Consider the following 14,721-nt stretch of genomic DNA (forward strand, 5'->3'; position numbering starts at 1 on the left):
GTCCGGCGGGTCAGAACTGCTCGGCGCGCCCGGAGGCCACCAGCGGGTGCACGTCGCGGCTCACCCCCGGCTGCTCCCCGCACAGTCGCGGGGTGGGCAGGAGCTTCTCGGGGTTGGCGGTGCCGTCGGGGTCGAGAGACCGCCGGAAGAGCTCGAAGGTCTCCAGGTCGTCGGGTGTGTACATGCGCGGCATCTTGCAGGCCTTGTCCACACCCACGCCGTGCTCGCCGGTGATGGAGCCCCCGTGCTCCACACACAGGTCCAGGATCTGCGCGGAGACCTCCTCGGCCCGCTCCCACGCACCCGGTTCTGCGTCGTCGAAGAGCACCAGGGGATGCAGGTTCCCGTCGCCCGCGTGGAAGACGTTGGCGACCCGGATCCCGGAGTCCGCGGAGAGCTCGGTGATGCGGCGCAGGACCTCGGGCAGGGCGGTGCGCGGGACCACGCCGTCCTGGACGATGTAGGCGGGGCTGATGCGGCCCACGGCGGCGAAGGCGGACTTTCGGCCCTTCCAGATGCGTGCGCGTTCCTCGGCGCTGCTGGCGGTACGGGTCTCGAAGGACCCGGCCTGCTCGCACAGGTGCTCGACCTGTGCGACCTGGGCGTCGACCTCTTCGACGGGGCCGTCCAACTCCACCACCAGGACCGCCGCCGCGCCCTCCGGGTAGTCGCAGGCCACCGCCGCCTCGGCCGCCTCGATCGCAAGTGCGTCCATCATCTCGATCGCGGAGGGGAGCACGCCCTCGCCGATGATCGAGCTGACCGCGCGCCCGCCCGCGTCCATGCTGTCGAAGGCGGACAGGAGCGTCACGGTCTTGTCCGGCGAGCGGGTCAGGTTCACCACGACGCGGGTGGCCACGCCCAGGGTGCCCTCCGAGCCCACGAAGGCGCCGATGAGGTCGTACCCGGGGGCGTCGGCGGCCTTGCCCCCGAGGCTGACCAGGTCGCCGGCGGGGGTGACCACGTCGAGGCCGCGCACGTGGTTGACGGTGAACCCGTACTTGAGGCAGTGGGCGCCGCCGGAGTTCTCCGCGACGTTGCCGCCCACCGAGCACACCTGCTGACTGGAGGGGTCCGGGGCGTAGTAGTAGCCGTGCGGGGCGGCGGCGCGGGTGATGTCGAGGTTGGCCACGCCGGGTTCGACGACCGCGCACTCGTTGGCGGTGTCGATCTCGAGGATGCGGCGCATGCGGGAGGTGACCAGCAGGACCCCGTCGGCGTGGGGGAGGGCGCCGGCGGAGAGCCCCGTTCCGGCTCCGCGCGGGACGAAGGGGACGCCGTGCTCGTGGCAGAGGCGGACCACCGCGGCGACCTGGTCGGCGGAGGTCGGCAGGGCCACGACGCCGGGGACCTCGCGGTGGTGGGCGAGCCCGTCGTTCTCGTAGGTGCGGCGCTGTGAGTGGTCGGTGAGGAGCCCGTCGTCGCCCAGGATCGCGCGCAGGTGGGGGACGAGGTCGGCCACGGCCGCGGCGCGGGGGGAGGCGGTCGCGGGGCCCGGGGGCCGCGCGTTGCCTGCGCTGCCCGTGTTCTCGTGCTCGGCCAGGGACATGGGGAGCCTCCGCCTCGGGTCAGGCGCGGGTGAAGTGGATCACCCGGCATGGGACCTGCTTGGACCGTAGGCCGCGGGAGGTGCGGAGTGCAAGGGGTTCCCGGGCTCGAGTGGAAATCGGGTTCCGTCTCTTGGAATCACGCGGCCCGGCGGCTGTCACGCGCGGAGCGGCGCGGCGCAGAACCGGGGTGACTCCGAAGGTGCTGGGCGAGGAGGCATGGCCGTGGCGTTCCACCTCGGGCGCTCGCCGCGCTCGCACCCGAGGTGGAACTGGGTCGGGCCGCTCGCGTCCGGGGGCGGCGGAACGGCCCTGGGTGCCCCGGGGCCGGGCCCCGGGGCACGGAGTCCTTACGGCATGCGCTCGTAGGCGGGCAGGGTCAGGAAGTCGACGTACTCGTCGGCCAGCGCGACCTCGGAGAACAGCTCCTTGGCCTGCTGGTACAGCTTCTCGTCGAAGGCCTGGCCCAGTTCCTCACGGATCGTGACGAGCTCCTCGTCGATGATCGTGCGCACCAGGTCGGCGGTGACCTTCGGGCCGTCCTCGAGCGTGACGTCGTTGTGCAGCCACTGCCAGATCTGCGAACGCGAGATCTCGGCGGTCGCGGCGTCCTCCATCAGGTTGTGGATCGCGACCGCGCCGTTGCCGCCCATCCACGTCGCCAGGTACTGCAGGGCGACGTTGATGTTGGCGCGCAGGCCGGCGGCGCTGATCCCGCCCGGGGTCTTGTCGACCGCGAGCAGGTCGGCGGCGGACACGTCCACGTCCGGGCGCTGCTTGGAGATCTGGTTCGGGTTCTCGCCGAGGACCCCGTCGAAGATCTCCTTGGCCACCGGAACCAGGTCGGGGTGGGCGACCCAGGAACCGTCGAAACCGTCGCCCGACTCACGGGACTTGTCGTCGCGGACCTTGGCGAAGGCGTTCTTGTTGACCTCCTCGTCCCTGCGGGAGGGGATGAAGGCCGCCATGCCGCCGATCGCGTGCGCACCGCGCTTGTGGCAGGTCTTGACCAGCAGCTCGGTGTAGGCGCGCATCATCGGCGCGGTCATGCCGACGGAGTTGCGCTCGGGCAGCAGGAACTTGCGTCCGCGGGTGCGGTGCACCTTGATGATGCTGAACAGGTAGTCCCAGCGGCCGGCGTTGAGACCGGCGGAGTGCTCGCGCAGCTCGTAGAGGATCTCCTCCATCTCGAACGCGGCCGGGATCGTCTCGATCAGGCACGTGGCGCGGATCGTGCCGCGCGGGATGCCCAGACGCTCCTGGGCGAGGACGAAGATCTCGTTCCAGAGGCGGGCCTCCAGGTGGCTCTCCATCTTCGGCAGGTAGAAGTAGGGGCCCTTGCCCTTGGCGATCTGCCGCTTCGCGCTGTGGAAGAAGTAGAGAGCGAAGTCGACGATGCCGCCGCTGACCCGCTCACCGTCGACGAGGATGTGCTTCTCGTCCAGGTGCCAGCCGCGCGGGCGCACGACGATGGAGGCGAGCTCCTCGTCGGCCTTGAGCGCGTAGGTCTTGCCCTGGGGCGAGGTGAAGTCGACCTTGCGGTCGAGGGCGTCGCGCAGGTTGAGCTGGCCCTCGACCATGTTCTCCCACAGCGGGGTGTTGGCGTCCTCGAAGTCGGCCAGCCACACCTTCGCGCCGGAGTTGAGCGCGTTGATCGTCATCTTGCGGTCGGTCGGGCCGGTGATCTCCACGCGGCGGTCGGTGATGCCCGGCGCGGGGTCGGCGACCTTCCAGCTGTCGTCCTCGCGGATGTGCTTGGTCTCGGGGAGGAAGTCGAGGTCCTCCCCGGCTGAGATGCGGTCCTGGCGCTCCTTGCGGGCGCGCAGCAGTTCCTGGCGGCGCGGCTCGAAGTTGCGGTGGAGCTCGGCGACGAGGGCGAGGGCGTCCTCGGTGAGGATCTCGTCGTACCGGTCGTTGCGGGGGCCGGTGATCTCGACCCCTTGCTTGGCGCCCATGTCAAACCTTCCACGATCCGAAAAAAACTTTTGATATGTGGAAATCAAGATATCGGGGGCTGCCCCCCGTGGTCAACGCCGCCTGCGAGGCACAAGACCGAAAAGTTTGCGTACAAGTGAAGCCAACGGAAACTTGTCGACGAATTTTTGCTGTTCTTCGGCTGTCACAGGTGAAGGGATCGTCTCACGCCTCCGCCGGGCCGAGTGGTACGTGTCACCCACCGGGCAAAAACCCGTGTGCTCCGCGCCGGTTCCGGTGAGACCATCGAGAGACCACCGCACGGACCGGCAGCCGGAAGAATCCCGGCGGTGGCGACGTTGACCCACCTGGAGGGATATGAATACAACTGACACCCGCGGAAGCGCTCTCGAGGGCGACCAGGCCCAGGAGGACGCGGTCCGCGAGGCGATCACCGTCGGGGACGGGGTCAACGCAGAGGCGCCGACCACGCAGACCGGCGGCGAACGCTACGACGACCACACGACCGCCCCCGACCAGGGCGAGATGGAACTCGCCGAGCGCAACGCGCTCCGCCGTGTCCAGGGGCTGTCGACCGAACTCACCGACGTCACCGAGGTCGAGAACCGCAGCCTGCGCCTGGAGCGCGTCGTGCTCATCGGTGTCTGGACCAGCGGCACGCAGGCCGACGCCGACACCTCGCTCACCGAGCTCGCGGCCCTGGCCGAGACCGCCGGAGCCGCGGTCCTGGAAGGCCTCACCCAGCGCCGCCCCAAGCCCGACGCCGCCACCTACATCGGTAAGGGCAAGGCGGCCGAGCTCGCCGACGTCGTCGCGGCGACCGGGGCCGACACCGTCATCTGCGACGGTGAACTCACGCCCGGCCAGCTGATCCAGCTCGAGGACGTCGTCAAGGTCAAGGTCATCGACCGCACCGCACTGATCCTCGACATCTTCGCCCAGCACGCCCGCAGCAGCGAGGGCAAGGCCCAGATCGAACTGGCCCAGCTCAACTACCTGCTGCCGCGGCTCCGCGGCTGGGGGCACACCCTGTCCCGTCAGGCCGGCGGCGCCGGTGGCGGCGGTGGCGGCGGTGGCGGCGGTGTGGGTCTGCGCGGTCCCGGTGAGACCAAGATCGAGACCGACCGCCGGCGCATCAACGACAAGATCGCCAAACTGCGCCGCCGACTCGCCCACATGCGCACGGCCCGCGACGTCAAGCGCTCCGTGCGCCGCACCCGCGAGGTTCCGGCCGTGGCCATCGCCGGATACACCAACGCGGGCAAGTCCAGCCTGCTCAACCGGCTCACCGGGGCCGGGGTCCTGGTGGAGAACGCCCTGTTCGCAACCCTCGACCCCACCGTGCGCCAGGCGCGCACCCCCGACGGCCGGGCGTTCACGCTCAGCGACACCGTCGGTTTCGTCCGGCACCTGCCGCACCAGCTCGTGGAGGCGTTCCGCTCCACGCTGGAGGAGGTCGCCGACGCGGACCTGGTCGTCCACGTGGTCGACGGTTCGCACCCCGCGCCCGAGGAGCAGGTCCGGGCCGTGCACGAGGTCTTCGCCGACATCGACGCGACCGACGTGCCCGAGATCGTCGTGGTCAACAAGACCGACGCCGCCGACCCCGACACGCTCAAGGCCCTGCGCACGCGCTACCCCGACGTCGTCGAGGTCTCCGCGCGCACCGGCGAGGGCGTTGCGGACCTGGTCACGAGGTTGGCCGATTCGCTGCCCGAGCTCGCCCACGAAGTCAGGGCGCTCGTGCCCTACTCGCGCGGCGACCTGGTCGCCAAGGCCTACGAGGAGGGGCGTGTCCTCAAGGAGGAGCACACCCAGGACGGTACGGACATCCACGCGTTCGTTCCCGCGCTGCTGGCCACCAAGCTGGGCGAGTACGCGCTGACGACCGCCTGAGACGCCGCGCCGCACGCAGCGGTGGGTACGTGCACACGGGCCCGGGGTCCTCGCCCCGGGCCCGTCGTGTGCCCGGCGCCGTTCCCCTCCCAGTTCAGGCGGGGCGGGGGTGGTCCCGGCCCCCGAAAGATTGTGTGAAGGATGTCCCGGTACGCTCACCTTTCGGTCCACAGGGAGGTGTACACGGGCTCGGCGGATGGACTACGGTTTTGGCCACCGGTCGGCGCCCCGCCCGACACGGCCCCGGTGAACGGCCCCCGCCGGAATCGGGGTCCGTCGGCCCGCCCCAGCACCCGGACCACTCCAGACAACGAGGTCGCCATGCCCGCCCGCGCTCCGCTCGCCGCTCACATGACCATCGGTGTCCGGGGCTGAGCGGAGAGCACATGTCGGTCATCCTCCTCACCAACATCGGACGGCTCTGGACCGGGACGGAGATGCTCACCAAGGCGGCGATCCTGCTCAAGGACGACCGCATCGCCTGGGTCGGAACCGCCGCCGAGCTCCCGCAGCAGGTCCCCGGGGTCGTCGACGACCTCACCGACGTCGACGAGGTCGTCAACATCGGCGGCGGGCTCGTCACCCCCGGCCTCATCGACGCCCACTGCCACCCTGTCTACGCCGGTGACCGGTACGCCGAGGTCACCATGTGGGCCAAAGGTGCGTCGAGGGGCGACATCTTCGCGGCCGGCGGGGGTGTGTCCACGACCGTCACCATCACCCGCGGGACCGACCCCTGGACCCTGTGCAACGCGGTCCGCGAACGCCTGCGGCACTGGGTGCTCACCGGGGCCACCACCGTGGAGGCCAAGACCGGGTACCACCTGACCCGCGACGGCGAACTCGCGGACGTTCGGCTGCTGCGCTCACTTGAGGAGGAGCCCGGCATGCCGCGCATCCACGCGACCTTCTTCCCCGCGCACGGGGTTCCGCCGGAGTTCTTCGGCCGTCCCAAGGAGTACGTCGCCGCGGCCGCCTCCTGGCTCGCCGACGCCGCCACCGCGGGGGCCGACGGCGTCGACATCTACTGCGACAACCAGCAGTTCACCACCGAGGACGCGCACATGCTGCTCGGCGTCGGCCGGTCGGTGGGCCTTCGCACCACGCTTCACGCCTGCTCGCGACCGCGCCACGGTGCGGTCCGGATGGCCACGGAACTGGGGTGCTCCTCCGTGGACCTGCTCCACGAGACCGACGACCAGGACATCCTCGCGCTCGCCGGCGCTCGTATCCCCGTCGTCGCCTGCCCCACCACGTCGTTGCGCGAACGCCGTACGCCGCCGGTGCGCACACTGCTCGACCACGGGGTACCCGTCGGTCTCGGCACCGACCACAACCCCGGGCAGACCGGGGCGACGTCGATGCCACTGGTGATGGCGCTGTCGATCTCCATGTTCGAGATGACCGTGCAGGAGGCCCTCACTGCAGCCACCCTCGGGAGTGCGCACGCGCTGGGGCTGACCGACCGGGGTGTGCTCGCGCCCGGGTGCCTGGCCGACCTCGTGCAGTGGGACGCCGACCACGAGGGCGCGTTCGGGTGGTCGATGGGGCTGCAAACACTGCGTGTGTGGCAGGGCGGCCGCACGATCCGGTGACCGGGGCGGCTCCGGCTGCCCGGGCCACGTGTACGGACGCGGGGTCAGCTCCGGGCGCCGCCGCGTGCGCGGGCGATCTCGATGACCGCACGCTCCAACGCGTACTCGGGGTCGCGGCCCGCACCCTTGATGAGCGCGTCCGTCTCGGCCACGACCTCCATCGCCCGCGTGACACCGGCCGCATTCCACCCCCGCGCCTGCTGGCGGAGCGTGCGCAGCTTCCACGGCGGGACCTTGGCGCGCTTGGCCAGCTCCGCCTCGCCCACCCCCCGCGCGGGCTGGTCCACCACCGCGATTCCCCTGACCGCCCCCGCCAGCGCGCTGTTGATCAGGACCGGCGCGGTGCCCACCGCCAGGGACCAGCGCAACTGTTCCAACGCCTCGGGCAGGCGGCCCTCCACCGCGCGGTCGGCGACCGTGAACCCCGACGCCTCCGCCTTGCCGGAGTGGTAACGCGCCACGGTCTCGGCGTCGACGCGGCCCTCTGTGTCGGCCATGAGCTGGGTGCAGGCGGCGGCGATCTCGCGGAGCTCGCTGCCCACGGAGTCGACCAGGGACTGCGCGGCGTCCGGGGTGATCCGGCGCCCGTCCGAGGAGAACTCCTTCTTGACGAACGCCACCCGCTCGGAGGTCTTGGTGGGCCCCTTGCAGTCGACCCGCTGCGCACCCGCCTTCAGCGCCGACTGCAGGAGCGCCTTGCCCTTGTTGCCGCCCGCGTGCGTGAGGACCATCGTGACGTCGTCGGCCGGGTTCGCGAGGTAGTCGGTGACCGTCGTCGCGAGCTCCTTGTTGAGGTCCTGCGACGAACGCAGCACGACGACGCGGCTGTCACCGAACAGCGAGGGGGAGGTGACCTCGACCAGGGTGGTCGGCCCCACCTGGGAGGGCACGAGGTCGTGAACGTCCGCGTCGGGTTCGACCTCGCGGGCGGCGGCCACGACGGCGGCGACGGCGCGGTCCACGAGGAGTTCCTCGTCGCCGACGATGACCGTGAGCAGGGGCGGTGCAGGCATACCCCGAGCATGCCACGCCCCGCGGACGGTTCCGTCCGTCGCGCTGCCCACACGCGGTGCGGGGAGTCGGGCATGCCGGGGCGCTCAGGCGTCCCGGTCGGGGTCGGGCCCGCGGACGGCCCCGCGGGGAGGCCCCGTACCGTCGCCGGGCAGTACGGCGACCGACCCGTCCCGGTCGGTGCGCAGGTTCACCGGCGAGACCTCCTCCAACAACCGCCACGTGAACGGCGCGGGATGGCCGTAGGGGTTGTCCGCGCCGACCGACGTGAGCGACACGTCGGGCGACGTGGCTCTGAGGAACTCCGGCACCTGAGTCCCGGCACCGTGGTGCGGTGTGGTCAGTACGCTCACCGACAGCAGGTCGGCCTCTGGCAGGGTGAGCATGCGTTCCTGCGCCTCCTCCTCGACGTCCCCTGTGAGCAGCACCGACACCGGGCCGTCCGCGCGCACCACCAGCGACCGGTCGTTGAGCGTTCCCTCGAAATCGGGCTCGGGCCACAGCACCCGCAGGGTCCAGGGCCCCACGGTCACCTCAGCCCCGCGTTCGCCGGCCCACGTGTGCACGTCCTCGTCGGCCAGCTCGCCTCCGACGGGGGTGTCGTCGAAGTCGGCGGGAACCAGCGCGGTCGGGACCGTCCGGTGCCGCAGGACCCCTGAAGCCCCGTCGACGTGGTCGGCGTGGTCGTGGCTGAGCATCAACAGGGGGACCGTGGTCACCCCCAGCTCGGTGAGGCAGTCGTCGACCGGTTCCGGTTCCATGCCGGTGTCGAAGACCATCGCCGACCCCGGACCGACGGACAGCACGAACGCGTCGCCCTGCCCCACGTCGCAGGCCACCACAGCCCACCCCGCCGGGGGCCACCCGCCCGGCAGGCACCGCGCGGCCAGCGCCAGGATCAGAACCGCCACGACGCCGGCGGACACCACCCGCAACCACCGCCGGGTCCGCGCCAGCACCAACAGCGCGAGCAGCACCGCGAGCGCCAGGGCCCCGGCCACGTCCCCGCGCCACGGGAACGCCCCGTACGGAACCCGCGCCCCGTGTTCGGCGACCGACGCGATCCACGAAACCCCCACCCCCGGGACACGCACCAACGCTGCCACCGCCGTGTCCCACGTGTCGGCGAGCCAGGGCGCACCCGCGACCAACGGTGCGGCCCGGACCGAGGCGAGCGCGGCGACCACGGCCCCGAGCACGGTCACCGGAGCCACCACCGGCGCTGCCAGCACGTTGGCGGGGACCGCCACCCATGAGACCTCGCCCGACAACAGCACGAGCACGGGCGATACCGCCAACTGGGCGGCCAGGGCCACTGCGCACGCCTCGGCCACGACACGGGGAAGACGGCTCTGCCACGCCCGCGACCACGCCGGGACCAGCAGCAGGATCCCGGCCGTGGCCAGCACCGACAGCGCGAACCCGTAGGAGGAGGCCAGGTCCGGTGCCACGAACAGCACCCCCACCACCGTCGCGCTCAACGCCCCGAGTCCGGCGTGCGTGCGGCCCGTCGCAAGCGCCAGCAGTGCGATCGAGCCCATGAACGCCGCCCGGACGACACTCGGTTCAGGGCGGCACACCAGCACGAACAGCCAGATCATCGCCGCCCCGCCCACAACCGAGAACCAGGTCGGTGCGCGCGCCAGACGGGCCACGGTCAGCACGAAGCCGGTGAGGATGGCGAGGTTCGCACCGCTGACAGTGAGCAGGTGTGTCATGCCGGTGGTCCGGAAGTCCTCCGCGGTCTGGGGATCGATCTCGGACACGTCGCCGACGATCAGCGCCGGCAGGAGCCCTCGCTCGGGCTGGGGCAGGACAGCGGTCGCCTCCCGCAGACGCTCCCGCACGTCCCCGGCGAAGCTCTGCAGGTCGGAGGGCGCGCCGATCCCCTCGGGAGGGCCGCGGACCGCGACGAGCGCGGCGGTCATCGGATCCTCCTCGTCCAGGAACGCACCCCGTGCCCGCACCTGCTGGCCGGGCAGCAGCGTGCCCCACTCCGGCCCGGAGGCCAACAGGACCACGGGCGCGCGTCCGCGGGTCTCCAGGTTCCAGGCGGTGATCACCCACTCGGCCCGGCCCGGGCGGGGTTGGCCCGCGCGCGCTCGCGGATCGGTGCGCACCTGGGCGACGAACTCGACCTCCCCGGGGCGTTCCGCAGCTGCGGTCGCAGCGCTGTGTGCGACCCGGTGCACGTGGAGGCCGGTGACCGCCGCGACCGTGGCCGAGCAGGACAGCGTCGCCGCCAGGCCGAGCGCCATCGCCTCTGTCGGGGCGCGGGACAGGATCAGCACGGCGAGCGCGAGACCGGCCATGATCGCGGCGAACACCCACGACGTCCACGGGGCGACCGTGAGTGCTCCCAGCGCGGTCAGCCAGGTCGCGACGGCCGGTGCGGCCAGGCGCAGGTCGGGAGGGCGGCCCAACGAGAATCCGTCCGTGCCCAGCCAGCTCACCACAGGTGTGCGGTCCTTTCGTCACGCGTGCGGTCTTCGGGGCGCTCGGGTGGTCGGGTGCGGCACGCGCGGTTGAGGGGCCGGAGAGCCGGGCCGTGGAACGGTTGCGTACGCGGGTGGTGTGGGGCGGTGGCGGGGTGGGTCGCGGAGGGAGCGGTGTGGTCAGAGCGTCACGTGGTCCTCCAGGTTGTCGAAGGTGCTCTGCCCGATACCGGAGACGCCGAGCAGATCCTCCACACTGGCGAACGAGCCCCCCAGGGACTCGCGGTGCTCCAGGATCGCGTCGGCCTTGGCCTCGCCGATGCCCGGTAACGCCTCCAGCGCCGACTGGTCGGCCTGGTTGAGGCTCACCCGCTGCGCATCCCCTTCTCCATCGGCCTCGGCCGCTTCGGCCCCTTCCGCGCCCAGCAGGATCCGTTCGCCGTCGACCACGGGCCGGGCCAGGTTGACCAGGTCGAGGTCGGCATCGGGCAGGGCGCCGCCGGCCTCCTCGACCGCGTCCAGGACCCGCGATCCGGACGGGAGCGTGTACAGGCCCGGATCCTCGACGTCGCCGCCCATGTGCACGACCACGTCCTCATCGGAGCCGTCGGCGCCGTCACCCGAGGGGTCGGCCGAGCCGCCGGAGGAAGCGCCGTTCCCCTCGGCCTCCTGCCCCCCGTCCCCGCCGCTCGCCTCGCCGTTCTCACCGTCGGGTGCGGACTGGGGCACCATCTCGGGGACGTCGACGTCCCCCGGTTCCCGACGCAGGAACAGCAGGGCCGCCACGACCGCGGCCGCGCCCAGGACGAAGAGTGCGATGACCGCCCGCTTCGACAGGGTGGCGTTGGGGCCCCACATCCGGGCGAAGCGGTTGACGGGGGTGTCGGAGGGGTCGCGAGGATCGAACTCCACGTAACCGGAGGGAGGACGGCGTTCCTTGAGGACCTCCTCGTCGTCGGGGTCCAGCCAGGGGGAGTCCGGTGGTGCGGGGATGTGGATGCCGGGGGCGTCGTGGTCCGGGGCTGCCCCGGGGACGGTGACGGAGTCGTCGGGGTCGCGCTCGGGCCAGGCGTCGGACGAGGCGTTCCTGAGGCCGTCCGGCGGTGGGTCGTCGAGCGGGTGGTGACCCGGGGGACGGTCGTGGGAGGGGGAGCCGTGGGCAGGGGTGTCGGACCGCGGACCGTCGGGGGGAGCGGCGGGCCAGGAGGGGCGCCGGTACTCGCGCGGCTGCTCGCTCAGCGGACGATGCCCCACCCACCTGCGGCTGGTGGGCGGGGGGTCGGGCCGGTCCCGTCGGTCCGGGGCCGTCGAGGGCAGCCCCGCCGGCCTCCCAGCCTTGCGGGGGTGCAGGCGGACGGTGCCGCCGCTCGCACGGAGGTCGTCGAGGTCCTCGGGCCCGTCCGGCCCGGGATCGTTCTCCGGTGCGGAGCTTGTGGACGCAGTGACGTCGTCGCCGGTTCCGAACGGGGAGGCGGCCCCGACCGGGGGAGTGGTGGCGGAACCGGACGTCACGGTCCCGGGGCTGCCGAGCGGCGGGCCGGGGGTGACGTCGCGGTGGTGGCGCAGCATCTGGGCGCTGATCGGCGGCTCGTTCCACAGGCGCGGGTCGGGGGCTCGGGTCCGGGCCGGACGCAGACGGGCCGTGTCGTGGTCCTCGAGCAGCTCATCCGGCTCCTGGCCGTCCTGGCCGTGCATGCCACCGGTGTCGGAGACGTGGTCCTGCGCCCGGTCGACGCCGGGGACGGGCACGTGCGCCGCACCGTGGTCGATGCCCGGGCTCGTGCCGGTCTCCGGGCCGGGCCCAGGGGCCGGAGACCTGGTGGAGGCCCCGGGTACGTGGGCGGAGGACGGGCCGTCCACGTACCCGGGGTGTTCTGGGCGCCCGTCGCCGTACCCGCGGTCCTGCTCCTGTCCGGGCGCGTGGACCGGCGCGCGTCCAGGGGTGTGGCCTTCGGCGGGGCCGGGACCGCGCGCCGGTGTCCGTCGGTCCGTCGGCACGTGCGCGGGTGCCTGTGTGCGCACGGCGTCCGCTCGCGCGGGCGGGGGCAGGCGTTCGGTGTCGGTCTCCTCCAGGAACTCCGTCAGCGGGGTGCCCTCCTCCGAACCGCGGGCGGGCGCGGATTCGCTGCCGGAAACCCGGACGGCCGTGCCCGGAGCGGGCGACGCGCTCCCGGCGGGGGTGTTGCGAGCCGAGGCGTTGCCCCTCGCCGTGCCGGACGCTGATCCCGCCGTCTCCGACGGATGCTCCTGCTGACCGGGAGCGGCGTGGTGGCGCGGGGTGGGGACGGACGAACGACGGTGGGCGGGCGAAGCCATGTTCCGCGCGACCTGCGGGTGGTACTCCGTCCCGGTCTCGTCCACCGCGTACGGGGCGGCGGGCACGGGGGAATCGGCCAACGGCGGACGCGGGATGCGCGAACGCAGACGCCGCGCCGCGGGAGACTCGTGCAACGGACGCGGACCTTCGGCGGGGGCCAGGCCGAGTGAGCGGAGGCGTTCCTGCTGGCGGGAGCGAGGGGTCATACCTCAACGCTAGAGAGGGGTCCGATGCGTGTCAGCAGGCGATTTCGAGCTGTGGACAACTCGGGGGAAGCCGGAACACCCGTTCCTGACGTACGAAGGCCCGGTCCCGGTGCAACCGGGACCGGGCCTCACAGAACCCGGGGGTCTCAGGCGGCCTGGAGCTGGTCCAGGCGCTTGGCGATCGAGCTCTTGCGGTTCGCGGCCTGGTTCTTGTGGATGACGCCCTTGCTGGCGGCCTTGTCCAGCGCGCGGGCGGCCCTGCGCTGCTCGGTCACGGCCAGCTCGACGTTCCCGGCCTCGGCGGCCTCACGGAAGCGCCGGATGGCGGTCTTCAGGGAAGAGCGCACCGCCTGGTTGCGGACACGAGCTTCCTCGTTCTGCCGAATGCGCTTCTTCTGCGACTTGATGTTCGCCATGCGAAAACGTGCTCCAGTTGATCTGTTGCTGTGCGCCGGTCGAACAGGCCGTCCTACTCGCGTGCAGCCGTTCCGTGAGTGGCGTGCGTGGGCGCCGGCGCGGGGTGTGTGAGTCCACAGGGCTCGAAACCGAGCGTGGAAGTCCGAGACACGGACCTCCAGTATGCCAAACCTGCACACTGGTTGGTGCACACGGGCAGGGCGGCGTCCGGCACACCTCCCGCTCGTCCGTGCGAAGGTTCCCGCACGCCCAGCGGCGATCGGCCGCCCCGCCCCCACACCCCGCATCACCCGTTGCCGAGCCACTCCCAGAGGTAGGCCTGCAGGTCGTCGCCGTCGGCCTCGTCGGCCACGTACAGCGCCACCCCGGTGCCGGCGTCCGCCCCGGTGTCGGCGTCGGTCAGCCCCAGGCGCACGCCCCGCAGCGCGGTCAGCGCTTCCTCGCTCGTGTGCTGGGGGGCCCAGTCCTCGCCCGAGTGCACCGGGATCCCGAACCGCACGCTCACGCCGTCCTGCCGGTCCAGGGCGTCCAGTGTCTGCGTGACCTGGCGGGCCATGAAACCGCCGTACATCGCCTCCACGGGCATCCCGGCGTCCACCCCCGGCAGCACGACGTCGTCGGCCGGCTCGGTGACCCGCTCGAGGTACCCCTTGGACCAGTACTTCTCCCCGCTGCCGAAGACGAAGGAGGGCATCCGTCCGCCCGGGACCAGCTCCACGTGGTGGGCGCGCACCGACAGCACCGGGTCCTCGCCGAGCTCCTCGCGCAGCTCCTCCACGAGCGCCGGATACGACGGATCGTTGACCGTCACCGGGGCCACGTCCAGGTGCACCCCGTCGAACCCGTCGGCGATCTCCCCGGCGGCCGGAACGAGTTCCCCGCGCTGCCCCGAACGGAACCGGTCCTGTACCAGCGAGGAGCCGTCCGCCGTGTGCCGCAGCCACCCCAGTGCCTGTACGTCGGGGTGGTGCTCACCGAGCCAGGAGACCAGCGTGTCGGTGTCCTCCACGGGTGTGACCGAACCGTCGTCGGCGATCTCCCCCGCGTGCACGTACACGGTGTCGATGCCGCCGGTGTCCAACACGGCCTCCAACGCGTCGGTGTCCTCCCAGGAACCCACCCAGGCCGCGTCCGTCCCGGTGCCGCCGACCTCCGCGTCCGGTTCACCCGAATACTGGTGGGCCAGGAGCGCACTCGCCGCCACCGCCAGGACAGCCACCGCGGCCACCCCGGCGAGCAAGCGTGTCAACAGCCACTTCACCCGACCGCTCCTTCCACGACCCGCTCCCGGGCCACACCGCTCTCGCCCTCGGGGCCCGCCCCGTCCGTGTCCCGGGCCTCCGGCCGCACAGGCGGGCGCGG

At 72.2% G+C, this 14,721-nt stretch carries 9 protein-coding genes; 2 read left to right on the forward strand and 7 right to left on the reverse strand.

Features of this window, described 5'->3' with window-relative positions; translation table 11 throughout:
• Positions 1–10: 10 nt before the first annotated feature.
• Both D474_RS0106315 and aceB read right to left on the reverse strand, forming a co-directional pair.
• Positions 11–1,549, reverse strand: coding sequence for an FAD-linked oxidase C-terminal domain-containing protein (locus tag D474_RS0106315; protein ID WP_017612745.1), 1,539 nt, complete (start codon positions 1,547–1,549; stop codon positions 11–13).
• A 348-nt stretch (positions 1,550–1,897) separates the two neighbouring features.
• Positions 1,898–3,502: a malate synthase A gene (gene aceB, locus D474_RS0106320; RefSeq protein WP_017612746.1), complete on the reverse strand. Its 1,605-nt coding sequence runs from the start codon at positions 3,500–3,502 to the stop codon at positions 1,898–1,900.
• A gap of 337 nt (positions 3,503–3,839) precedes the next feature.
• Here aceB and hflX point away from each other — a divergent pair, with 337 nt between their 5' ends.
• Together hflX and D474_RS0106330 are read left to right on the forward strand one after the other, a co-directional pair.
• Complete coding sequence (gene hflX, locus D474_RS0106325; RefSeq protein WP_017612747.1) at positions 3,840–5,378, forward strand: GTPase HflX; 1,539 nt, start codon at positions 3,840–3,842, stop codon at positions 5,376–5,378.
• A 386-nt stretch (positions 5,379–5,764) separates the two neighbouring features.
• Entirely contained in the window at positions 5,765–6,973 is a 1,209-nt protein-coding gene (locus D474_RS0106330) for an amidohydrolase family protein (RefSeq protein WP_017612748.1), read from the forward strand.
• Between the two features lie 44 nt (positions 6,974–7,017).
• Here the strand turns inward: D474_RS0106330 and holA are convergent, their stop codons facing one another.
• From holA to D474_RS0106355, 5 genes are all read right to left on the reverse strand, one after another.
• Entirely contained in the window at positions 7,018–7,986 is a 969-nt protein-coding gene (gene holA, locus D474_RS0106335) for a DNA polymerase III subunit delta (RefSeq protein WP_017612749.1), read from the reverse strand.
• Positions 7,987–8,070: 84 nt separating this feature from the next.
• Positions 8,071–10,440: a ComEC/Rec2 family competence protein gene (locus D474_RS0106340; protein WP_017612750.1), complete on the reverse strand. Its 2,370-nt coding sequence runs from the start codon at positions 10,438–10,440 to the stop codon at positions 8,071–8,073.
• A 159-nt stretch (positions 10,441–10,599) separates the two neighbouring features.
• Positions 10,600–12,942: a ComEA family DNA-binding protein gene (locus D474_RS30890; protein WP_017612751.1), complete on the reverse strand. Its 2,343-nt coding sequence runs from the start codon at positions 12,940–12,942 to the stop codon at positions 10,600–10,602.
• Between the two features lie 146 nt (positions 12,943–13,088).
• Positions 13,089–13,358, reverse strand: a complete 270-nt coding sequence (gene rpsT, locus D474_RS0106350) for a 30S ribosomal protein S20 (RefSeq protein ID WP_017612752.1) — start codon at positions 13,356–13,358, stop codon at positions 13,089–13,091.
• 287 nt (positions 13,359–13,645) lie between these two features.
• On the reverse strand, positions 13,646–14,620 hold the full coding sequence (locus D474_RS0106355; RefSeq protein WP_017612753.1) for an apurinic/apyrimidinic endonuclease family protein: 975 nt from the start codon (positions 14,618–14,620) through the stop codon (positions 13,646–13,648).
• Positions 14,621–14,721: the final 101 nt, after the last annotated feature.

It is taken from the genome of Nocardiopsis salina YIM 90010 (genome assembly GCF_000341025.1).
GTDB classification, from domain to species: domain Bacteria; phylum Actinomycetota; class Actinomycetes; order Streptosporangiales; family Streptosporangiaceae; genus Nocardiopsis; species Nocardiopsis salina.